Source organism: Paenibacillus sp. FSL R7-0128 (assembly GCF_038002245.1).
GTDB lineage: Bacteria > Bacillota > Bacilli > Paenibacillales > Paenibacillaceae > Paenibacillus_AQ > Paenibacillus_AQ silagei.
Genome location: NZ_JBBOCD010000001.1, coordinates 7,097,233 through 7,117,464, shown reverse-complemented (window position 1 = coordinate 7,117,464; position 20,232 = coordinate 7,097,233). Strand labels below are relative to the sequence as shown.

The window sequence follows — 20,232 nt, the reverse complement described above, 5'->3', positions numbered from 1 at the left end:
TTAAGAATGAGAAAGAAATTAAGAATAGGAACGGCAATTATCATTGCAGGCAATCTGCTGCTTGGTCTGGGCAGTCCGGCTATCGGTATACATACATCAGCGGTATACGCCGCTTCGGAATTCGGAATCAGCATTTCTCCTGCGAACGGGTCTGCTTTTGTAAATGTCGGGGCTTCGCTGGGGCTTGGCTTTGACCGCCAGGTGATCCCGCAAGCCGGGAAAATCACCATTACAGATGTAAATGCCGAAACGGTATTTACGGAAATTGCAGTCGGGAGTGCAGGACTAATCGGAAACTCGTCAAGCTACGAGATCAAGCTAGGCGCCAGCCTTAAATTTGCTCCCTACAAAACATATAGCGTAAGTGTGCCTAAGGGGCTGTTCAAGGATAGCGCAGGCAATGAATCTGCGGCAACAAGCTGGAAGTTCACGACAGCTCCGGAGGTAAATCCGGCGATTACAGCAAGCAGCATGTCTCCTGCCATCAATTCCAGAGTAGAGGCAGGTAGCTTAACGGAGCTGAGTATTCGCTTATCTGGAGTCCTTACAGCCGGAGGAGGCAGCGTCAGGCTGCTCTCGTCAGCGGATAACGCGGTTATACAAGAGTTTGCGATCAGAGATGGAGAACCTGGCGTAGCATTCCAGAGTGCAGATTCCTCGACAACGGTGACGTTGACACTGGCTAATAAGCTTCCGTCCGGCGGGAATTATTATGTGCTTATCGACGCTTATGCATTCAAGGATGCTAATAATACAACCTATCAGGGGATAGCAAGCGGCAGCGGCTGGAGCTTCTCCACGGTCGGCACGGGTACTATCTCTGCATCTACGGCTCCGGCCAATGCATCTTTTGGCGCATCGGTTAGTGGAGCCCTTAAGCTATACTTCGACCGCCCGATGAGTCCGGCCTCTGGAGTAATCTCGGTCTCTCCAGGTGCAGGGGACCCTAGAACAAGATGGCTGAATGTCAATTCAACGAATGTTACCGGTGGGGGAAGCTCGACAATAACTCTGTTGCCAGCCTCCGCAGCTTCACCGCTATTGAGCGGTACGCTATATACTGTGACAATACCGCAGGGTGCTTTTTATGATCAGGATGGTCATCTCTTTCCGGCCTCAGGTCCGTACTCCTGGACGTTCACGACGGCATCACTGACAAGTCTGTCTGTAGCCGCGTTAACACCAGCGGACCGCAGTGAGTCGGTAGATATCTCCAAAACGATTGCGGTTAATTTCAACCGGGATGTTATCAATAATAGCACCGTCACGAACGGGGTTGTTCTGTACAAAAGCAATGGATCTAAAGTGACAGCGACAGTTCAGCAGGGCGCCTCTGCCAAGGAGTTTTTAATCAAGCCGACGGCAGCATTGGAATCAGATACGATCTATTATATCGACATCGCCAAAGGAGCGTTCACGGATGCCGCAGACCCCAGCGTGCAGTATGAGGGATTAAGCGGTACCAAGTCCTGGAGCTTCCGCACTGTGGCCATAGATAAAACTCCACCCTCGCTGACGAGTGCAGTGCTGGAGAACAACCGGACGATCCGCCTGAGGTATAATGAGTCGCTTAACGCTTCAGTGGCGCTGCTGGCTTCCAGCTTCGGGGTAACCGTTAATGAGGAAACCCGGAATATTGAGAGTGCCTATATTCAAGGAGACAGTGTATTTGTAGTGATTAGCACAGGCATCGCTGTAGGGCAGAATGTAAAAATCAGCTATACCGGCGGCGTGCGGACGATTCAGGATACGAGCGGGAATGCTGCGCCTACCTTTTCTGGACAGCAGATCACTAATACTATAGAATCGGCGCTCCCTACGCCCAAAGAAGGCAGAATTACTGGCAGAACAGTGACACTGACCTTCAATGATACGCTCAAAACGGTCTCTCCATATGCGTATGATCAGTTTGTGGTAACAACTGACGGGTATTCGCTTGGGGTGAATTCTATCAGCTCCAGCGGCAACACCCTTTATTTAACAGTGGGTTCCGAGGTGGGCAATTCGGAGTCGGTCCGGGTATCCTACTACGCCGGTTCGTATCCGCTGGTTAGCTCTCTGGGGCAGAATATTGCAAACTTCGCTGAGTTTAACATCCGCAATAGTAAGGATAATGTGCCGCCGGTGTTCCAGAATGCGACGGGTGCGGGCAATAAAATCATTCTGAATTATAACGAAGGTCTGTCCACAACCAATTTACCGATGAATAGCCAGTTCTCTGTACTGGTTGGCGGCAAACCAAACTATGTTACCAATGTATCGGTAAGTGGATCGCAGGCTACATTGACCCTTCAGACTGCTTTGCCAGTTAACGGAACAGTGACGGTATCCTATGTTCCAGGTACTCTTGGACTTAGTGATCTGAATGGTAATCGTGCAGCCTATGTTGATCTTCAGCCAGTGTCTGTAACTTCAGCCACGGTAGTATCGGAGATCAGCGTAGCTACAGTGAAGGGCAACGAACTTAATGTTACTTTTAATAAGAGCATGCAGTCATCTTCGAAATTGTATGTTAATCAGTTTGGGATTAAGGCTGATGGAAGCAGCATTGATGTTCAGGATTTCAGCCTGTCTGGAACTCTTTTGAAATTGAATCTCTCGCAAGCAGTGACGGCCGGGCAAAAGGTGGAGCTCTCTTACCTGTCGGGTGCGGGGATGATTACAGACACGAATGGTAACTCTCTTCCGTCCTTCAATTCCTTGTCTGTTCAGAATCTGACCACTGGTGTAACGGGCAATGGAAGCCGCCCTTCTTACCTCGGAACCCTGCCTGCCAGTGAGTTTGGCAAGGAGTACCCGCTACTGAAGAGTGATTCTGCTCTTGCGGTTACAGATCTTTCGGTCTACAAACAAATGGTTAAAAGATATGATCTGAATGCAGAGCGTATGGCTGCCAGTTATCAATATCTAAAGCTTGCAGGTACGGATGAGTTGGTATTCGAGGTTCCCTCTACAGAGAAATCAGCCTATGTTACCGTTCCATTAAAAGCTCTATCGGATGCAGCCACAAGCAACAAGAATGCAAAACTGATTATCCGGTACGGAGATCAAATGTATGGTGTAAAACTAAGCGACATTGATGTCAATTCGCTAATTGCTGGTTTGGGAACAGATATCAATAAGGTCTCACTTGTGCTGCGTATGGAGAGTGTTCCGGGCGGGACGTTCTATTCGTTCGAACAAAAAATCGGAAGCCAGGCGATGCGTAACGTTACCGGTCTTATGGATTTACGTCTTACCGGTTCAATTAAAGATAACTACTCCAATGCCAAGGAATTAAATGTAACAGGACAGTACATTGTTCGTAACCCTGCTGTACTTAACTCTGCACAAACGATGGCTGCCGGAGTAGATTCGACATATAATGATGCTATTTATTTGCCGGCCCAAATTGCTACAGTGGGCAGTAATAGCGTTGTTAGTGCACGCACGAATGGTAACCAGGTGGTGGGGGTGTTCATTTCCTTGCGTACCTTTGGAGATATGACCTCACATTGGAGTAAGACTGCTGTAGCAGAGTTAGCCGCCAAAAATATCATCGATAGCAGCTATGGAACTGCGTTTAAGCCTGATCAGCCGATCACTCGTTCTGAGTTCGCTGTGATGCTCAGCCGGGGCTTAGGTTTACAGGCAGTACGCGGTGGAGCTTCCCAGTTCAAGGATGTACGTCCTTTTACACAAACAAGTGACTTCATAGAAGCCGCAGCCAAAGCCGGCATCATCACCGGCAATACGGACGGGACCTTCCGCGCGGAGGATAAAATTACCCGTGAGCAGATGGCGATTATGATGGTGAGGGCGCTGGAGTATACGGGGCAGCCTGTAACGCTAAGTGCATCGGTAATGGATACGCTTAGCCCGTTCAAGGACCGGGCGAGGATTCTGAGCCAGAGTATCGAATTTGTAGCCAAGGCAGTCAAGGCGGGGATTATTCAGGGAGTCAGCACCACGCAATTCCAGCCGCAGGGTAATGCTACCAGAGGGCAGGCTGCGGTCATGCTGCAGCGGATGCTGAAGACAGCAGGTTATTTGTAAGAGCAAGGGAATTGTATAGTTAAGCAGAGCATCCGGTCTATGGGCCGGGTGCTTTTTTGGCATACCTGGACAGCTCCAGCGTGACTCTGCCCATCCGGTAAAACCTGCTAGTTCTCTCCAATTTTCGCAACTTTTCGAGCTGAATTCAGTCTATTAAAGGTATAGTCTATTACTATGAACTGATATCCAGGTCTTGATAGCGAAGTAGAAGAGTACAAATAGATGGGAGAGTTACACTGAAATGAATGAGCTTTTCATGGGGAAAAAGAGTACTGAGTCAACACGGGGAAATCAATGGTCGCCTGCTAAAAAATGGATTGCTGCATCCCTGGCGGGTGTAATCTGGATCATGCCGGTTGTCGGGAGTGAAGGTGCAGGATGGCTGGGCGCAAGCACTGCGCCGGTAGCACAAGCAGCAGCGTCCTTCTCGGCGACAAAGCTGAGTGAAGAGGTTATCACTTCCGGTGCGATGATGATGAAATATAAATTTACCACAGTGCGTTCAGGTAAGAGTGCCACAGGACTGGCCAGCGTCATTCGTGTCGATCTGAATAATCCTTATGTCTCTCTGGATGTCATGACCGGCAAAGGCGGGAATCTGACGACACGGCAGAGCACAGGGGGCATGGCGGCGGAGACAGGAGCCGTCGCGGCGGTGAACGGGGATTACTTCAATACCGGCGGAGAAGGTGCGCCGATTGGCGGTCAGGTATCGGGCGGTGTGCTGGTGTCCACTCCTTCACAGCTAAACGGAATGTATGCTTTTGCAGTAACCAAGGACCGTAAACCTATCATTGATGAATATACGTTTGAGGGGATGCTGACCGCAGAGGATGGTTCCCAGTTCCCGCTGTCCGGCATCAACAAAGGGGCCTACAATCCCGAAGGCGGCAGCTCGACTTACAGTCATGCTAATGCCGCTTATATCTACACAGATGCGTGGACAGCGCTGGAGCGGCCTAAGGGCAGTTCTACTACACCAACAGAGGTGCTGGTAGAGAATGATACGATTACCCAGATCTCGCTGGATTCGGCGTTGCCGGTGACCGTGCCCAAAGGGGCTTATATTCTGCGGACGCACGGGCTGGCTGCCGAGTTCGTCAAGGCACATCTGGTTGTAGGACAAAAGATAAACAGTACCTATCTGCTCCGTTCCAAAACCACCCAGCAGGAGCTCGATCCTTCTACGCTGCAGATGATGATCGGGGGGCATACGATTCTGGTCAATAACGGCAAGGCGTCGTCGTTCTCCCGTTCTACAAGCAGCATTGGCGGGTACCGGGCGCGTACAGCGCTGGGCTATTCCCAGGATGGCAGGTACGTATATGTCATTGCAGCTGAGAAGAACAGCAATAGTGCGGGTCTGTCGCTGACAGAGCTGCAATCCTTCATGACGAATATCGGGGTGTGGAAAGGAATTAATCTGGACGGAGGGGGCTCTACAACGATGGTAGACCGCCCGCTGGCTGAAACCTCGACTACGCTTACCTTCAATACCGAATACGGCAAGGAGCAGCGCACAATCGTTAACGGCGTGGGAGTATATACTTCTGCTCCGCAAGGTGAAGTGAAAGGAATCAAGATCAGCGGCAGCTCGGTACTGTTAATCGGGCAAAAGGCCACATACTCCCTGAAGGGCTATGATACGTACTACAATCCGGTGGATGTAGCGGCGGCTAATCCGGCCTGGACCGCAAGCGGCGGGAGTGTGACTGTGAATGCGGGCGAAGCCACGGCCGTCAAGCCGGGAACCGTCAAGCTGAAGGCGACCAGCGGAACAGCGAGTGCGGAGACCGAGGTCACCGTTCTGGGCGGAGAAGACCTGTCCAGCCTGATTGCAGGTACAGCAACTGCACCGCTGCAAGCAGGAGCCACTGTATCGGTTCCGGTTAGCGCGGTGTCGAAGAGCGGGGCAACGATAGCTGTTCCGGCAACCGCACTGAAGTGGGAGTTTATCGGCTTCAAAGGAAGTGTGGGGGACGGCAAGCTTAAAGTGGAGTCAGTCGATCCCGGCGTAACTACCGGATATGCGATTGCCCGCTATGACGGCTTCAGCACGGCGGTTGTCTTGTCTACTGCAGCTGCTACGGCGTGGGAGGATTTCGAGAATGCCAATTATCCGTTCGCGTTCACAACCAATGCGGCAGGGGTTACTGGAACAGCAGCAGTAGTTGCGGGCAGCGCAGAGCGTGCAGGCTCGAAGGTCTTATCGCTTAGCTACGATATGAGTGCAGGCACCGGTAAAATGTACGCATACGCCCAGTTCAACGGTACAAAGGGCAAGGATATTCCGGCGGCGGCAACCTCCATGTCAGTCGATGTGATGGGGGACATGAGCCTGAACTGGATGCGTGCCGAGCTGACAGATGCCAGCGGAAAGACGGCCTATATTGATTTGGCGAAAGTTATCGACTGGAACGGCTGGAAGACGCTTAATATCGATCTGTCCGGCTCAGGGATTAAATTCCCAGCTTCCCTTAAGAGACTTTACGTGGTAAATGTAGAAGAAGGCCAGGATGAACGGGCCAAGACAGGGACAGTGGCTTTTGATAATATTTCCTTCGTGATGCCATCGCTCTCCAGTGAGGCGGGACTGCCCAAAGGGACGGCGGCGATGAGCATTGGAGGCAAGGCGATGACGGTTAACGGCACCAAGCGGCCGATTGATGTTGCGCCGATCGTGAAGGACGGCAGTACGTATGTGCCGATAAAATATGTTCTGGACGCGTTCGGCGGCAATGCGGTCTGGGATGCGAAGACTAAGAAGATTATGGTCCTCCGGGGCTCTAAGGCGCTGGATCTGACCGTGAATAAGAAGGAGTTCGTACTGAACGGGAAGCGGCAGAGTGCTGAAGTAGCACCGATGATTCTGAATGCCAGGACTTTAGTACCGCTTCGACTCGTGACAGAACAGCTCGGACTCACTGTAAAATGGGAACAGAACACTAAGACCGTAACTATCGAATCGTGATATGTTAATATAAAGGAAAGCCTTTAATACGATTCGATAGAAATGGGGCAAGCATCCGTGGAATTTCAAGCCGATGCGATAGATCGGGTGATTAAAAACACCATCGACGTGATGGAGAGCAGCAAGTATCAGATATTCGAAATATTGCAGGTGGCACGCGATGAGCTTGCTGCACTCAACAAAGAACTGCAGCGGGTCATGGAAGAAACGGATGAAACATTGCAAAAGGTAGACAAGCTGGAGCAGCAGTACCACCGCTCCCGGATCCGGCTGACAGAGGTCAGCCGGGATTTTGTCCGCTACACGGAGAAGGATATCCGGATTGCCTATGAGAAGGCGACGGAGCTGCAGCTGGAGCTGATGATGACCAGGGAGAGGGAGGCTTATCTGCGGAGCAGACGCGATGAATTGCAAATGCGGGTGCGCAGTGTCGAAAATTCTGTAGAACGTGCCGAATCGATTGGTTCGCAAATGAGCGTTGTCCTGGAATATCTGTCCGGAGAACTAGGTCAAGTGACGCGAATTGTCGAATCTGCGAAGAACCGCCAGATGATTGGACTCAAAATAATCCTGGCTCAGGAAGAGGAACGGAAAAGAATTGCCCGGGAAATTCATGACGGTCCTGCTCAAATGCTGGCGAATCTAGTCCTAAGGACGGAAATTGTAGAAAGAATGCTGGTAAAGCAGGAATTTGGGCTGGTACAAGCCGAAGTAATAGACTTAAAGGGGCAGGTAAGATACAGCCTGGAAGAAATGCGCAAGGTGATTTTCAACCTGCGTCCGATGGCGCTTGATGATTTGGGGCTGATTCCGACTCTGCGGAAGTATGTGCATGATTATGAGGAGAAGACGAAGATCCGCACCTCTTTTGAAACCAGGGGGAAGGAGCACCGTTTGTCCTCGGCAATGGAAGCGGCGGTATACCGGCTGGTGCAGGAGGGTCTGTCCAATGCGGCGAAGCATGCTTATCCAAGCTACGTACTGGTAGAGATTACTTATCAGGCTCAATTGATCAAGATTGTCGTGAAAGACAATGGCTTAGGCTTCAATGTGAAAAAAATCAGTGAACAAGCCAACCGGGAAAGCTTTGGTCTGGTGGGTATGCGCGAACGCGTGGAATTGCTGGAGGGAAGAATGGAAATACAGTCAGCCGAGAACCAGGGCACAACAATCGTAATTCACATTCCGACGAATGTGGAAAAGGGAAAGGAGTAATGTGATGGAGAACCAAAACTCTGGCAAAGCGCCCATTAAAGTTCTTTTGGCCGATGATCATCAATTGTTTCGTGAAGGGCTTAAACGTATTTTGAATATGGAGGATGACATCGAGGTCATTGGCGAATGCGGGGACGGCATCCAGGTGCTTGAATTCTGCAACGGCAATAAGCCGGATATCGTGCTGATGGATATCAATATGCCGATTGAGAACGGCGTGGAGGCTACGCAAAAGCTCCGTGAAATGTTCCCGGATGTCAAAGTGATTATCCTCTCGATTCATGATGATGAAAGCTATGTGTTTGAGACGCTGCGCAAGGGGGCGAACGGGTACCTGCTGAAGGATATGGAGGCCGAGTCGCTGATTAATGCGATCCGCTCTGTATGCGAGGGGCATGCTTTTATCCATCCGAAGGTAACCGGCAAGCTGATTAATCAGCTGCGGCGCATGACGTACCTTAACGAGACTGGCGCTATGGCCGAGACGGCCGTGAAGGAAGCCGGTGTCAAATTCGTTGCAGGCGATAACAATCCGCTGACCCGCCGCGAGGCAGAGGTGTTGCGGTTGATGGCGGAGGGCAAGAGTAACAAGATGATTGGGGAATATCTGTTTATCAGTGAGAAGACGGTCAAAAACCATGTCAGCAGTATTCTGCAAAAGATGGAAGTGGACGACCGTACGCAGGCTGTAATTAATTCTATCAAATACGGCTGGGTAACTTTATAGCTTCCCTCATAAACTTTTAACTGAGCGTTTTGGAGAATCCTAATGATCCTTATAAACGGTACATAACTTGTATGCAGCTGAGAGCTGCAGCCATAGTATTGTTTCAGTCCGCACTCTATTCGAATTTTGCAAAATGCTAACTTAAATATGTACCCTAAGTTGAACTGGCGGGTGGGCTCCCGCGCTAATGGGCTGTCACCGTCCTTTTATCACCGGCATATAGTGTGGGTATAAGAGGGAGGTGCATCTTCATGATCGCCCAGTTAATCTGGATTATCTCTATTTATGCATCCGCAGCAGCCCTTGTTCAACTCCTGCATCATCGGGAAGAGACCCGGGCAGCAGCACGGACTGGTAAGCGGCTTCACTATATTCTGATTACCCGTAATCATGAGGCCGTGGTGGAGTGGTATCTCAGGGTTTTTGCAGTGTATGCTTGCTGGATCGGCAGGCCCCTGCAGATCACCTTGGTGGATGACGGTTCAGAAGACAGGACCATGGCGGTAGCCTCACGGATGGCTTATCATAACTCTTCTATTGAATTTGCACCTGCGGTGCCGTTCTTCGGCCTCGCGGATAGGGCAGAACTCCGTCAGGGAGTTACGGTTGACCTGCGGGTTCAGGAGCCGCTGCTGCCGCTGCGGATGATGCGGTTGCCGGGAAGCGGGAAATCCCCATCCAAGCCCTGCGAATGACAGCTAAATATGTAAGTTACGGGTGAAGCACACTCTCCAGGAATGGGGCGGTGTGCTTTTTGGCGTGCTCTAAAAGATAAGGAGGCAATGAAATTGAAGGTGGCTGTGTATGTGGTGGCGCAGGGCGGACAGTGGCAGGCCCGGATTTCATTGAATCTGGCGGTGGATGAATTATGGTGGGCGGGTGAGGCGGAGGGGGTTGTGGGTTGGGGAGGTCGATGGGTGGACGGGGGAGGTCGATTGGCAAACGGGGAAAGCCAAGCGGCAGAACGGAAAAGTCAGCGGGCAGACCAGAGAAGTCAAACGGCGGACCGGGTTGTGCTGCTCTCAAGGTCACTGCCGATGGGCTGGGCGGTGAAGCTGGCAGCAGCCTGCCAGTTCACGAACCAGATGCAGCGCTGGGATGAGGCAGCCTGGAGGAAATACGCCGCAGCTCTCTTGAAGGCGGAGATCCGGGCGGAGCAGGCTGCCGGAGGAGGACGGGGAGCGGGTTGGCCTTTTGAGGAGGCTGAGTTGTGTAGGCTGCCGGAGGACAGGGGATGGAGCGGGGATGGGGGATTGGAGGGTATCTGGGGGAATGGGCAGAGGGTTGGCTGGAACGGGGAGCGTAAGGCGGAGGTAGCTGAGCAGAGAGTTGGAGAGGGATGTGAATGGGGAGATGAAGCGGGGAGCGAGTGGGCGAGTGGGAGGGACAGCGGCGGGGAGAAGGAGTGGGAGAATGAACGGGTTATCAAGCGGGGAAGTAGGAGGGAGAGCTGGAGAGGGAACGAACAGGATAGCCTACGGAGGCGGGGAACGGCGGTGCTTGCAGCGGGAGCAGACCGCCTGGTTACGGCGTTGGATGGGCGTTCGCTGCTTCAGGGTGAAGCAGAGGCGCTGGTGGCCGAGCAGCTCCCGGAGCTGGCGGAGAATTGGCGGGCTGCTGCGCAGCTCGCCTATCTCCAGGGACGGCTGCGGCTTACGGCCGCCGTCCTGGGCCCTACGGGCGCCACGCGGCTGGGCCTGCGCCGCCGCGAAGTGCCGCGCTGCCTGCGCTGCGGCAGCGTGCCCACGGGCCGCACGGCCTGCGCCGCGTGCGGCCTTGCCGGCTGCGCCTATTGCGAGGCCTGCCTCGCACTGGGGCGCAGCCGGGCTTGCGCGCTGCTGCTGCGCAGCGCACCGCTGCCGGCCGTGCGCTGCACGGCCGGCGTGTCCCCCACCGTAGCGGCACGCCGGTGGGGGCTTAGCGCAGCGCAGGCGGCGGCCGCCGCTGCTGCGCTGGGGTTCCTGGCGGAGCCGCGCAGGCGCTCTGCCGCAAGAGGCCCAGAGCGGTTCCTGCTCTGGGCAGTGACGGGCGCGGGGAAGACGGAGATGGTCTTCCCGCTCCTGGAGGCGGCGCTCGCGGCCGGGGGCCGGGCGCTGATCGCCACGCCGCGGCGCGACGTCGTGCTGGAGCTTGCGCCGCGCCTGGCCAAGGCCTTCCCGGCGGATGTCCCCGCCGTGCTGTACGGAGGCAGCAAGGACCGCTTGCGCCGCAGCCGGATCACGCTGGCGACCACGCACCAGCTGCTGCGGTTTCACCAGGCCTTTGATCTGGTCATCATCGATGAGATCGATGCGTTACCGTACATAACAATCTACACACGATTAATTGAAAATAACACTCTGAATGGATGCCGGAATGAACTTTCCTTTCTTGCCATGTGCTTTATCGAGTGGTGTGTATAACACGATCTCTTTGAAGATATCCAGAATCATTTCATGCTTATCCACATCATCCATCTGGTCCCACACTTCCGGCAGGCCAAATAAGATTTCGTTCTGCTCTGCATAATCCTCTATGTGGACATCCGGCATTTTTGCAAGTTCGGCCATCAGTAATTCCTCATTCTGTTTTTCATCGGCATTGTGCTCCCGCAGTTCCTCCTGAGATATCAGATCATCAGCATACATGCGCTGCCACTTCTTGCGCCGGTCTCTGACCTTTTCTAACTCCCTCGCCAAGTCCTTGCGTAGATCAACTACCGGATCCTCTTCAGCGGTTGCAGCCAGTTCCCGGATAGCTGAATAATCTGTGGATAACCTTTCACCAATCCATTCCAGCAGCAGCGACTCCACCAGTTCCTGACGGAACATCGGCATGGTACACCCTTTACCCGTTTGTCGGCCAGTGCATATATAGGAAAGTATCTTATTGTAACTTCCATCCTGACGCTTATTTTGGTGATATCGGCCTGACATCTTTCCTCCGCATTTGCTGCACTTGAGTACACCGCTGAACCAGTACTCTCGTACCTTAGAGTGTCCGGTGAATGATCGGCGCTTCATTTCTTCCTTATGTTCCATATACTCTTCCCAGGTAAAGGTTAAATCCTGTGTCCCATCCACGATCAGCACATCAACGTGATCTTCCATTTTCCGATGTGCGTATTTTCCATTTGCTTTTTTCGTTCCGTACCTCCGTTTACCGGCATAGTAAGGGTTATCCAGGATATACCAGACGCTGAATGATGTCCAACGGTATCCGCGGCGCAGCAGGCCCATGTCGTTCAGTTTGGTTGCCACGCCTTTTAGTCCCAATCCCTCCAGGTAAAATTTCCTTACCAGCCGATTCTGCATGTATTCCTCTTGAACCAGTTTTTCAAATTTGTCATACCCGAAGTTCACCGGACCTCCCGGCCGCCGTCCCTCGTGCACCATTTGCTCCATACCCATGCGTACACGCTCTGCTGTGTTCTCACGCTCCCACTGAGCGATATCCGCCACTAGGCGGATAAATAGTCTACCTGTCGCTGTGCGTGTCTCAAACGACTCCGTACAGCTCTGAAACTTGACGTTGTGGGACTCGAACATCTTGATGAGGTTATCACAGTCACTAGCCGAACGGGTCATGCGGTCAAGCTTGTACACCAGAACCACATCAAACGCGTGTATCTCCACATCTTTGATCATACGCTGCATCTCAGGGCGCTTCAGATCCTTCGCGGACCATCCATCATCTATATATACCTCTGTGACTTCCCAGTCCTGAGAATCGGCATAGGCCAGCAGCCGGCGCTTCTGTGCGTCAATCGAGAATCCTTCAGCTGCTTGCTCGTCTGTCGATACCCGGATGTATATCCCTGCTTTCACTTGGATCACTCCTTACTCTCTATGTCTGTATTGTAGAAGAGGGGTAACAAAAAGACCATACCCGGATTGAGTATGGCCGTAATTAAAATTAGAGTTTATTCACTTCATCAATTACATATTTAATAGGAATTGCAAATTCTAGATTACCTCCACCAATGCCGGCATTAGTCACGCCTATTACATTCCCATACTCATCAATCAATGCACCACCAGAAGAACCATGATCAATATCAGCTGTATGTTGAATGGTAGTAACGCCATCAATTGTTCTTATTCCTGAAACTATCCCCTCTGAAAGCGAGTTTTCTAATCCCTGTGGACTACCTATCGCATAAACTTTGTCTCCAATTTCAGGCAAATTAACATTGTAATTTAAAAACTTATAAGGAGAACTTCCAGTAATTCCGCCGTTTTCGTTGTAAGAGGTTGAAAGAAAAACCCCGAAGATATCAGTTGCTGGGTTGTCAAATTTATACCATCCATGAGAATCGTAAACCACACCATCTATTTTTACCATAATTCCTGAACTGTTCTCTATTACATGATGATTTGTTATAAAAATCCCCCCAGATAACGTAAACCCAGATCCTGATGATACAGCATTTCCTTGAATATCATACGACACAACATATCCAACTCGATCCATTAGTAGCGCTATCTCTTTAGCTGATAAAGTTTTCTTTGTGTCATTAATCCCTTTATCTAAATTATTTATTGAACTTGGTTCATCTATACTCAGTGAAACCAATGGATAAATCTTATTTCGTATTGACTCTACACTGGAGTTAAAATACACTACATATTTATATTTATCGTAATTTACATTTGAACCAAGTAGTTCACTAAAAGCCCTCATAGGAACATAAACGGATCCTTTTATTAGTATTGGCTTACCTGATATTTTCACTATTTTACTAGTTGAATTTAAATATGTCGTGCGAACCTCAACTTTATCTGAGTCTATTGTAAAGGCTATTTCAAAGGGGCCTTTATTATAAGAAGCAAGTGCTGACTTATACTCAGGATAATACACTACTGTGAAATCTATATTTTCGAATAAACTTCTCAGAGGTATATAAGTTGAATTGTTTAATATTACAGGTGGTGCACCTTTAGATATAGCAACTCCATTTATAGACAAGGTTAGATTCGAAGATTTTGCAAAAGTTAAAGATGGCATAATCATCAATAACACAAAAACACATATAATAAATTTTCTCATCACTATTTCCCCCTAATATCCGCATATGCTGCGGTATTTACTATGTGTTCCTCGTTATTTCCCAACACTTACTATAATTTACTTGTCATATTTTACACAATGATTATTTCCTGAATTCCCCTTAAAATGAGGTATCACATCTAGGGGGAACAACATGAAAATGATCGCTGTAAAGATGTACGGTAGAGACGATACTGACAACGACTTTGTGGAGCTTGACTTGCTCGAAGAGATAAATTACATAGATCTATGGGAACGCACCAAACACTCGGCCAAGGTATTGGCATTTCATACAGCGCACGGTTCTTATATTTCTGTGACGACTCTAGCGGACGTTTCCTTGATCTGCGGGAAGTACGGATACGAAATGATGGGCCATAAAGTGATCAACAATAGGAGAGTCGAAAATATAAAATCCATAAAAAATAATGGGTCCGTGGTGAAATTTGTCGATGGTACCCACACAAATGTAACAAAGCAGAGTTGATGTGAAAAATCAACCCCGTTACTGGGGTCCAAACCACACAATCGTTCGACCGCGTTCGACAACGTTTTCAAGTATATGGTGTTATATTAACAGCATAAATTATTTACAAAGTAGGTGATTTGATTCACAATATGTATAGGTAGTTCTTCTGAGTACAGCATCTCGCGAACTTCGTCCCGGGTCGGAGCAGCGTAGCTGCCCAAGCCTAATCCTGAATAAACTTATACAAATCATCAATGTGGCATTTTAAAACGGTTGCTATCGTCTTTGCCGTCCCCAGTGACATAGTTCTTCGATTATTCGCGTAATCGGATATTTGGGATTTACTAATCCCTGACTTTTCACTGAGCCATTGTTGGTTTTCTCTCAGATCATTAAGTCTTTCAGTGATTAGGCAACGACCAGGTTTGTAACCCATGATCGAGCCTCACAATAACACAAATTTTAGTTGATAAAGAACATTCGTTCGCTTATTATGAATTTAATCAGCACAGAACGGAGCTAGATGCCATGTCTAATGATGAAATAAACGAAATTATACTTAGGACAAGCGGTGAAGAATTGATGGTTCTGTTAGAACATTCAATCTTAATAAATGCTCCGAAACTTACAGAAGCGATTAAATATCATATCCAATTAATAAAATAACTCCTAAATGGGGCCGGCTAATTATTTTTAAAAGTACGTAGCAGGTCCTCTATTATTTTCCGTTTATCCTCAGGCAAATTAATTATTTCCTCTGCAATTTTCATTTTAGATTCCTCGATCAATTCATCTCTCGTTTCATCATCAATGATATCAGCTGCACGTAACAATTGATTGTAAGGGTAGTTGTAAGCGTCAGATATTAATTTAAGTGTGTCTGCGGTTACCTTTACAGGATTACCAGATCTTAAATCAACCCCTTTTTCTAAAATCCTCAAATACGTATGACTGATTCCTATACGATCCGCTGCGTCACGCAATGATTCCTTCCCTCTAAGATTCTTTAAAATCTCGCCCAATGAAGACATTTCAAACCACCTTTTCCTTAAATTATGATAAGAAAATCATTCTCACTGCGTGTAATACTTACTTTACACCACGTATAACAAAAACTAAATAAATTATACGGAAAACATACTTGACTATTTTGGAATACATGTGCTACATTGTAGTCAAGGAGGTGTTACACATGTTTGACAACAAGCTCAGAACCATTAGAGAAGAAAGAGGCATGTCGGTAGCGGAACTTGCTAGGAGATCTAAGACATCAAGGCAGACAATTACTAATATTGAGCTTAACGGTCAAGAACCTTCTGGCAGACTACTTATCTCCATATCTAATGTTCTTGGCAGAGATCCACGGGATATTTTTTTTTACAATGATGGAACACAAGTGCAACAAAATGGCGAAAAAACACCTGCATAAGTGATTGATTATGTATGAACAAAATCCAACAATTCTTGTATTGTACAACCAATTATTTGAAAAAGGAGTGAATTGAATGAATCAAATTCAAAAATTCATGTACAGCAATCAAGAAGTCCGCAGCACGGTGATTAACGGTGAACCATGGTTTGTTGCTAAAGATGTATGTGATGTTCTTGAACTTACAAATAGTCGCATGGCAATTGATCGTCTAGATGAAGACGAAAAGGGAGTAAGTTCAACTGACACCCTTGGTGGAAAACAAAATGTAACCATCGTTAACGAATCCGGCCTATACTCCCTAATCCTCGGCAGCCGTAAACCTGAAGCCAAACAGTTTAAACGTTGGATTACACACGAAGTCATCCCAAGTATCCGGCAGCACGGCGCATACATGACACCAAGCACTATTGAAAAGGTACTCACTGACCCTGACTTCATCATCCAGATGGCTAACCAGATGAAGACGGAGCAAGAGAAGAACAGGCTGCTGCAGCAGAAGATTGAAGCCGACAAGCCGAAAGTTCACTTTGCAGAATCGGTGGAAATCTCCAAAGACTCCATCCTGGTGGCTGACCTTGCAAAGCTACTGAGACAGAAGGGCGTAGAGATCGGCGAACACCGGCTGTACAAATGGTTGCGCGAAGAGGGATATCTGATCAAATCAGGTACTGAGTACAACCGACCTACACAACGCTCTATGGAACTCGGATTGTTCGAAGTCAAAACAGGTCACCGCGGTAGCTCAGACGGGACGATTAAGCTAACATACACCTCCAAAGTGACCGGAAAAGGTCAGATCTACTTCATTAACAAGTTTTTAAAGGCGGCATAGGTTACTAATCTATCAATCTAGTATCAATTATATACCGACACCAATCGACTTAAAAGGATAAAACTTCCAAGGAGGCTACAGCATGAAACTGCAACCACAAGGCAAAAACCCTGGATTATCACCGCAGGCGTGGTACAAATTGCACGTGAGATTAGCGCGGATGAACTTGAAGTACCGCAAGCAGCTGATGGAGGCATACGTGAAAGGGGAGAAGAAGGTTGGTTGAACTCGTGGTACTACCGGTGCACCAGCGGCTGGCTGAGCTTCACACGATCGTTGATAAGCGTCCGCTGACGGCAGATGAGCAAGTTGAGTTTCACGACTGCATGCAGATTAACGCAGACGTAATGTTCGAGCTTGGCAAGATCAAGATCGCGTCACAACAAGCGTTTGAGACGGACGACACAGAGTGGCAGCACGACATTTGCGCCCGGATCGAGGCAGTAAGCAAGAAATTCATTCGAGGGGGAATTTACAGTGGCTAAGAAGCAATCGGAGATTAGACGACTCACATCGGTGTACACTTTCAAAATTCCAAATGAGCCTAAATGTGGCTGCGGCCGCCCAGCTGAATATGAGGTATACGATCACCACGAACCACACTGCCAATCGTGCATGCTGGAGGCAGTAGATTGCCAGATCCCAGTAATGGTACGGAGACTTGAGGGAGGGTTTGACGATGCAAGCTGAGACAGAGTACATCGTTGATACGGAGTGCGGCCGGCACTTCTGCTGGTCGGCTCCAGACTACGAAGGATTGATAAACGCACTACACTACCGGGGATACAAACCAACGTTCATCATGCCTTATGACGAGTTTCAGAAGCAAATGGAGAACGGTAGAACTTATCTGGAAAGAGAGCTGAAAGAAACTGCTTAAGACGGTAGCCGATATTTTAAACCATTACAGGGGAGTGAATGAAATGAATATTACAAACTTTCAAAACTTCAGGATTGAAACTGAACATAGTGGTGATGGAGTTTTTGCAGACGTTAGGCCTTTTGATTCTGGCAGCAGTAGCGGTTTTATGGTAACGGCCTATAACATTCCTAGTTTCAAGAATAGTTGGGCTAAACACAAAGTTGAAGTTCGTAGAAAAGAAAATCAAACTGCATTGATCGTGTACAAATACAACGATTCGGAAATTGATGAATGGTGGAATGATGCAGAGGTTTTGTATTCTTGGACACAACCTGCAATGGGTGATAAATGATCCCGCAGGACCGCACCTTATACCTGGAACTGGCGAAACAGAGACCGAATGACAAACGGTGGGTGATGACATGCTTCAAGAACTACGCAAGAGTGTGGAAACGAGAACAGGCAGCCATAGCAGGGCCGCCCGTGTTAGTCGCATATTAAAATATTCAATCTCAGTATAACAAAACTTTAGGAGGAATGACAGATGCGTGATTTCAAAGATTTGGCCCAACTCTCTGATTATATCCAACAACTCGAACATGAAAACGAGGATTTATTAAAGCAAGTAGCGATGCTGACGAGCGAGGTTGAACACTATGAGGAACCGTTCAGATGAAGACCCGGGACGAACGTATCCGGTATGTCATACAGCACCGGGACGGATCGTTTCTGAACGTCCGTGGTGAGCGCAAGACAGATTTTATGACCGTAGACCGCTGGGGCAGCGTGGTGGACGTAGACGCGTTCCTACATGGGTATTACGCGCCGGATGTGCCGGAGGATTACCATGCTCAACCTGTGAAGATAATTTATGAACTGGAGGTGCCAGAATGAGCGAAGAAATCAAACCGCTGAACCTTTATCAAAAGTTGGTTGAGGTCAGAAAAGTTGTCACATATCTACAGAAAGCGACTGAAGGTTCTCAATACAAATACACGCCGAGTAGCCAAGTTTTGGCTGCGGTACGCTCAAAAATGGATGAAATGGGCCTGATCCTAGAGCCGGAGATTACAGGACATCAGGTGTCGGGATCTGACATTGAATTTAAGGGATCAAACGGAGAGATCACCAAGAGAACAACCACATATTTCACCGAGCTTGATATGACTATGACCTGGGTGAATGCTGATAATCCCGATGAGAAAGTAACCAAACTGTGGTATGCCCAAGGCGTAGATATCGCTGGTGAAAAAGGCGTAGGCAAGGCATTAACATATGCTGAAAAATACTTCATGCTCAAATTTTTCAACATCGCAACGGACAAAGACGACCCGGATGCGTTCCAACAGAGAATGGACGGAGACGCACCACCACCATCTAAACCTTCTACAAAGACTCCAGCAGCGCCTAAAGAACCATCACAAACTAACTCACCAGCAGCACAACATAATGGCTCCAGCGCAGGCACAGGGCCGCAGGGATTGATAAGCACGGCACAGATTTCCTACTGTCACAAGCTTAAGAAGGATAAAGGCATTGATGAAGACGACTTCCGCCGCATGATCTCCGAGATTGGGGGCCGGGAGAGCATCAAGGAGCTTACCAAGAAAGAGGCCAGCGAGTTTATCAACCTTCTGAATAACTACCAGAAAGGAGCGTAGCCCATGCGAAAGAAGCCCAAAAAGAAGGTAGCCCAAAAAGAAGGTAGCCCCATGGCGCGAGGGCATACTTGACCACCACAAGCGCCACAACCGCCTGAGAGGCGCGATCACCAAAGTGACGGGCGAGGTTAGGTCCGAAGTAAATCGTCGCTCTATGGAGCTTAAGGACACTGATGTACCAGTCTGTGAGCGCTGTGGTACATCCAAGGATCTCAGCAAGGCTCACATTCTTGAAGCATCACACATGGGGCCGGGTTACGATCCGGCCAACATCATGAACCTGTGCGGCACACATGGCTTCAAGGGAACGTGTCACGATTGGTGTGATAACGAGTTTGAGGGCCGGCAGTGGAAGAAACAATACGGCGCGATGCTGCGGCTCTACTACAGCGAGGGTAACGGTAAAAACTACTGGAGTTACAAGGAGGAAGCCTGATGTTCAAACGTTTCTTGGCATCATTATCCGGTACGCTCACAGACGAGCTAGAACAGGCCAAACAGGCATCATTCATCGACTTGGTAGTTTTACTGGAACGTAGGCTAAAACGCTCTCTAGGGGCAAACGAGCTGCGTGTGGTATGGAGCATGGATGATAGTCAGACTGAAGTGTTAACAAATCTACTGGAAGAGGCGAGAACCCATGAAACAACGCGTAACCCGTGACCAGCACGGAACCATATGCACCACCCGGGAAGAGACGCTGCCCACCTTAAACGACATGCTGCTGCGTGTGAGCATGGCCCTGCTGGCCCTGGCTGCGGCACTGGCGGTGCTGATATGAGCCGTAAAGAAACATTACAGGACATGGATCGGCTGCTAGAGGCCTGCAAAGTATGCCCGAAGCGTGTTGACAAGAAGTGGGCGCAGCCATCATACAACCGGCTACAGAAGCACTGTAACACCAAGTGTGCGACAGGGAAAAAGCTGCTGAAGATCGCGGTCACACTGGACAAGGAAGTCCGGGCGCGCCGGAAGCAGAAGAAAGGGGTAAGCGCATGAA

At 49.2% G+C, this 20,232-nt stretch carries 24 protein-coding genes; 20 read left to right on the top strand and 4 right to left on the bottom strand.

Going from position 1 to position 20,232, the window contains the following annotated elements:
* Window positions 1-6: 6 nt before the first annotated feature.
* The 6 genes from NST26_RS30470 (at window position 7) to NST26_RS30445 (ending at window position 11,350) form a co-directional block, all read left to right on the top strand.
* Window positions 7-4,035, top strand: a complete 4,029-nt coding sequence (locus tag NST26_RS30470; protein WP_340957566.1) for an Ig-like domain-containing protein — start codon at window positions 7-9, stop codon at window positions 4,033-4,035.
* Between the two features lie 256 nt (window positions 4,036-4,291).
* Window positions 4,292-7,006 carry a stalk domain-containing protein gene (locus tag NST26_RS30465; RefSeq protein WP_340958202.1) on the top strand — a complete coding sequence of 905 codons (2,715 nt, stop codon included), beginning with the start codon at window positions 4,292-4,294 and terminating at the stop codon, window positions 7,004-7,006.
* Between the two features lie 57 nt (window positions 7,007-7,063).
* Window positions 7,064-8,221, top strand: a complete 1,158-nt coding sequence (locus NST26_RS30460; protein ID WP_340751347.1) for a sensor histidine kinase — start codon at window positions 7,064-7,066, stop codon at window positions 8,219-8,221.
* 4 nt (window positions 8,222-8,225) lie between these two features.
* Window positions 8,226-8,948 carry a response regulator gene (locus tag NST26_RS30455; protein ID WP_036699238.1) on the top strand — a complete coding sequence of 241 codons (723 nt, stop codon included), beginning with the start codon at window positions 8,226-8,228 and terminating at the stop codon, window positions 8,946-8,948.
* 251 nt (window positions 8,949-9,199) lie between these two features.
* Window positions 9,200-9,643 carry a hypothetical protein gene (locus NST26_RS30450; protein WP_340957567.1) on the top strand — a complete coding sequence of 148 codons (444 nt, stop codon included), beginning with the start codon at window positions 9,200-9,202 and terminating at the stop codon, window positions 9,641-9,643.
* Window positions 9,644-9,742: 99 nt separating this feature from the next.
* Window positions 9,743-11,350: a DEAD/DEAH box helicase family protein gene (locus NST26_RS30445; protein WP_340980885.1), complete on the top strand. Its 1,608-nt coding sequence runs from the start codon at window positions 9,743-9,745 to the stop codon at window positions 11,348-11,350.
* On the opposite strand, the gene NST26_RS30440 is transcribed toward NST26_RS30445, so the two are convergent.
* Window positions 11,270-12,754 (bottom strand): recombinase family protein, encoded by a 1,485-nt coding sequence (locus NST26_RS30440; RefSeq protein WP_340980574.1) that lies wholly within the window; start codon window positions 12,752-12,754, stop codon window positions 11,270-11,272. The genes NST26_RS30445 and NST26_RS30440 overlap by 81 nt on opposite strands.
* A gap of 88 nt (window positions 12,755-12,842) precedes the next feature.
* Window positions 12,843-13,976: a trypsin-like peptidase domain-containing protein gene (locus NST26_RS30435; RefSeq protein ID WP_340980573.1), complete on the bottom strand. Its 1,134-nt coding sequence runs from the start codon at window positions 13,974-13,976 to the stop codon at window positions 12,843-12,845.
* 154 nt (window positions 13,977-14,130) lie between these two features.
* Here NST26_RS30435 and NST26_RS30430 point away from each other — a divergent pair, with 154 nt between their 5' ends.
* Window positions 14,131-14,463, top strand: coding sequence for a hypothetical protein (locus tag NST26_RS30430; RefSeq protein WP_340980571.1), 333 nt, complete (start codon window positions 14,131-14,133; stop codon window positions 14,461-14,463).
* A gap of 205 nt (window positions 14,464-14,668) precedes the next feature.
* Here NST26_RS30430 and NST26_RS30425 read toward each other — a convergent pair whose 3' ends face one another.
* Window positions 14,669-14,881 carry a helix-turn-helix domain-containing protein gene (locus NST26_RS30425; RefSeq protein WP_340980570.1) on the bottom strand — a complete coding sequence of 71 codons (213 nt, stop codon included), beginning with the start codon at window positions 14,879-14,881 and terminating at the stop codon, window positions 14,669-14,671.
* A 247-nt stretch (window positions 14,882-15,128) separates the two neighbouring features.
* Window positions 15,129-15,476 carry a helix-turn-helix domain-containing protein gene (locus NST26_RS30420; RefSeq protein ID WP_340980569.1) on the bottom strand — a complete coding sequence of 116 codons (348 nt, stop codon included), beginning with the start codon at window positions 15,474-15,476 and terminating at the stop codon, window positions 15,129-15,131.
* Between the two features lie 161 nt (window positions 15,477-15,637).
* On the opposite strand from NST26_RS30420, the gene NST26_RS30415 reads away from it, so the two are divergent.
* The 13 genes from NST26_RS30415 (at window position 15,638) to NST26_RS30355 (ending at window position 20,231) form a co-directional block, all read left to right on the top strand.
* A complete protein-coding gene (locus NST26_RS30415) occupies window positions 15,638-15,874 on the top strand; it encodes a helix-turn-helix transcriptional regulator (RefSeq protein ID WP_340980568.1) in 237 nt (78 codons plus the stop codon).
* Window positions 15,875-15,950: 76 nt separating this feature from the next.
* The gene (locus tag NST26_RS30410) at window positions 15,951-16,709 is read left to right on the top strand and encodes a phage antirepressor (RefSeq protein ID WP_340980567.1); all 759 of its coding nucleotides are present in this window, start codon (window positions 15,951-15,953) and stop codon (window positions 16,707-16,709) included.
* An 82-nt stretch (window positions 16,710-16,791) separates the two neighbouring features.
* Entirely contained in the window at window positions 16,792-16,935 is a 144-nt protein-coding gene (locus NST26_RS30405) for a hypothetical protein (RefSeq protein WP_340980566.1), read from the top strand.
* Complete coding sequence (locus NST26_RS30400) at window positions 16,928-17,194, top strand: DUF7667 family protein (RefSeq protein ID WP_340980565.1); 267 nt, start codon at window positions 16,928-16,930, stop codon at window positions 17,192-17,194. The genes NST26_RS30405 and NST26_RS30400 overlap by 8 nt, the downstream gene beginning before the upstream one ends.
* Window positions 17,195-17,388: 194 nt before the next feature.
* Window positions 17,389-17,589, top strand: coding sequence for a hypothetical protein (locus NST26_RS30395; RefSeq protein WP_340980563.1), 201 nt, complete (start codon window positions 17,389-17,391; stop codon window positions 17,587-17,589).
* Between the two features lie 43 nt (window positions 17,590-17,632).
* Complete coding sequence (locus tag NST26_RS30390) at window positions 17,633-17,923, top strand: hypothetical protein (protein WP_340980562.1); 291 nt, start codon at window positions 17,633-17,635, stop codon at window positions 17,921-17,923.
* 192 nt (window positions 17,924-18,115) lie between these two features.
* Complete coding sequence (locus tag NST26_RS30385) at window positions 18,116-18,247, top strand: hypothetical protein (RefSeq protein WP_340957589.1); 132 nt, start codon at window positions 18,116-18,118, stop codon at window positions 18,245-18,247.
* A complete protein-coding gene (locus tag NST26_RS30380) occupies window positions 18,244-18,465 on the top strand; it encodes a hypothetical protein (RefSeq protein ID WP_340980561.1) in 222 nt (73 codons plus the stop codon). Before NST26_RS30385 ends, NST26_RS30380 begins: the two co-directional genes overlap by 4 nt.
* Window positions 18,462-19,232, top strand: coding sequence for an ERF family protein (locus NST26_RS30375; protein WP_340980559.1), 771 nt, complete (start codon window positions 18,462-18,464; stop codon window positions 19,230-19,232). Before NST26_RS30380 ends, NST26_RS30375 begins: the two co-directional genes overlap by 4 nt.
* A gap of 154 nt (window positions 19,233-19,386) precedes the next feature.
* Window positions 19,387-19,668: a hypothetical protein gene (locus NST26_RS30370; RefSeq protein ID WP_340980558.1), complete on the top strand. Its 282-nt coding sequence runs from the start codon at window positions 19,387-19,389 to the stop codon at window positions 19,666-19,668.
* The gene (locus NST26_RS30365; protein ID WP_340980557.1) at window positions 19,668-19,895 is read left to right on the top strand and encodes a hypothetical protein; all 228 of its coding nucleotides are present in this window, start codon (window positions 19,668-19,670) and stop codon (window positions 19,893-19,895) included. Before NST26_RS30370 ends, NST26_RS30365 begins: the two co-directional genes overlap by 1 nt.
* The gene (locus NST26_RS30360; RefSeq protein ID WP_340980556.1) at window positions 19,873-20,013 is read left to right on the top strand and encodes a hypothetical protein; all 141 of its coding nucleotides are present in this window, start codon (window positions 19,873-19,875) and stop codon (window positions 20,011-20,013) included. Before NST26_RS30365 ends, NST26_RS30360 begins: the two co-directional genes overlap by 23 nt.
* On the top strand, window positions 20,010-20,231 hold the full coding sequence (locus tag NST26_RS30355; protein ID WP_340980555.1) for a zinc-finger domain-containing protein: 222 nt from the start codon (window positions 20,010-20,012) through the stop codon (window positions 20,229-20,231). Before NST26_RS30360 ends, NST26_RS30355 begins: the two co-directional genes overlap by 4 nt.
* Window position 20,232: the final 1 nt, after the last annotated feature.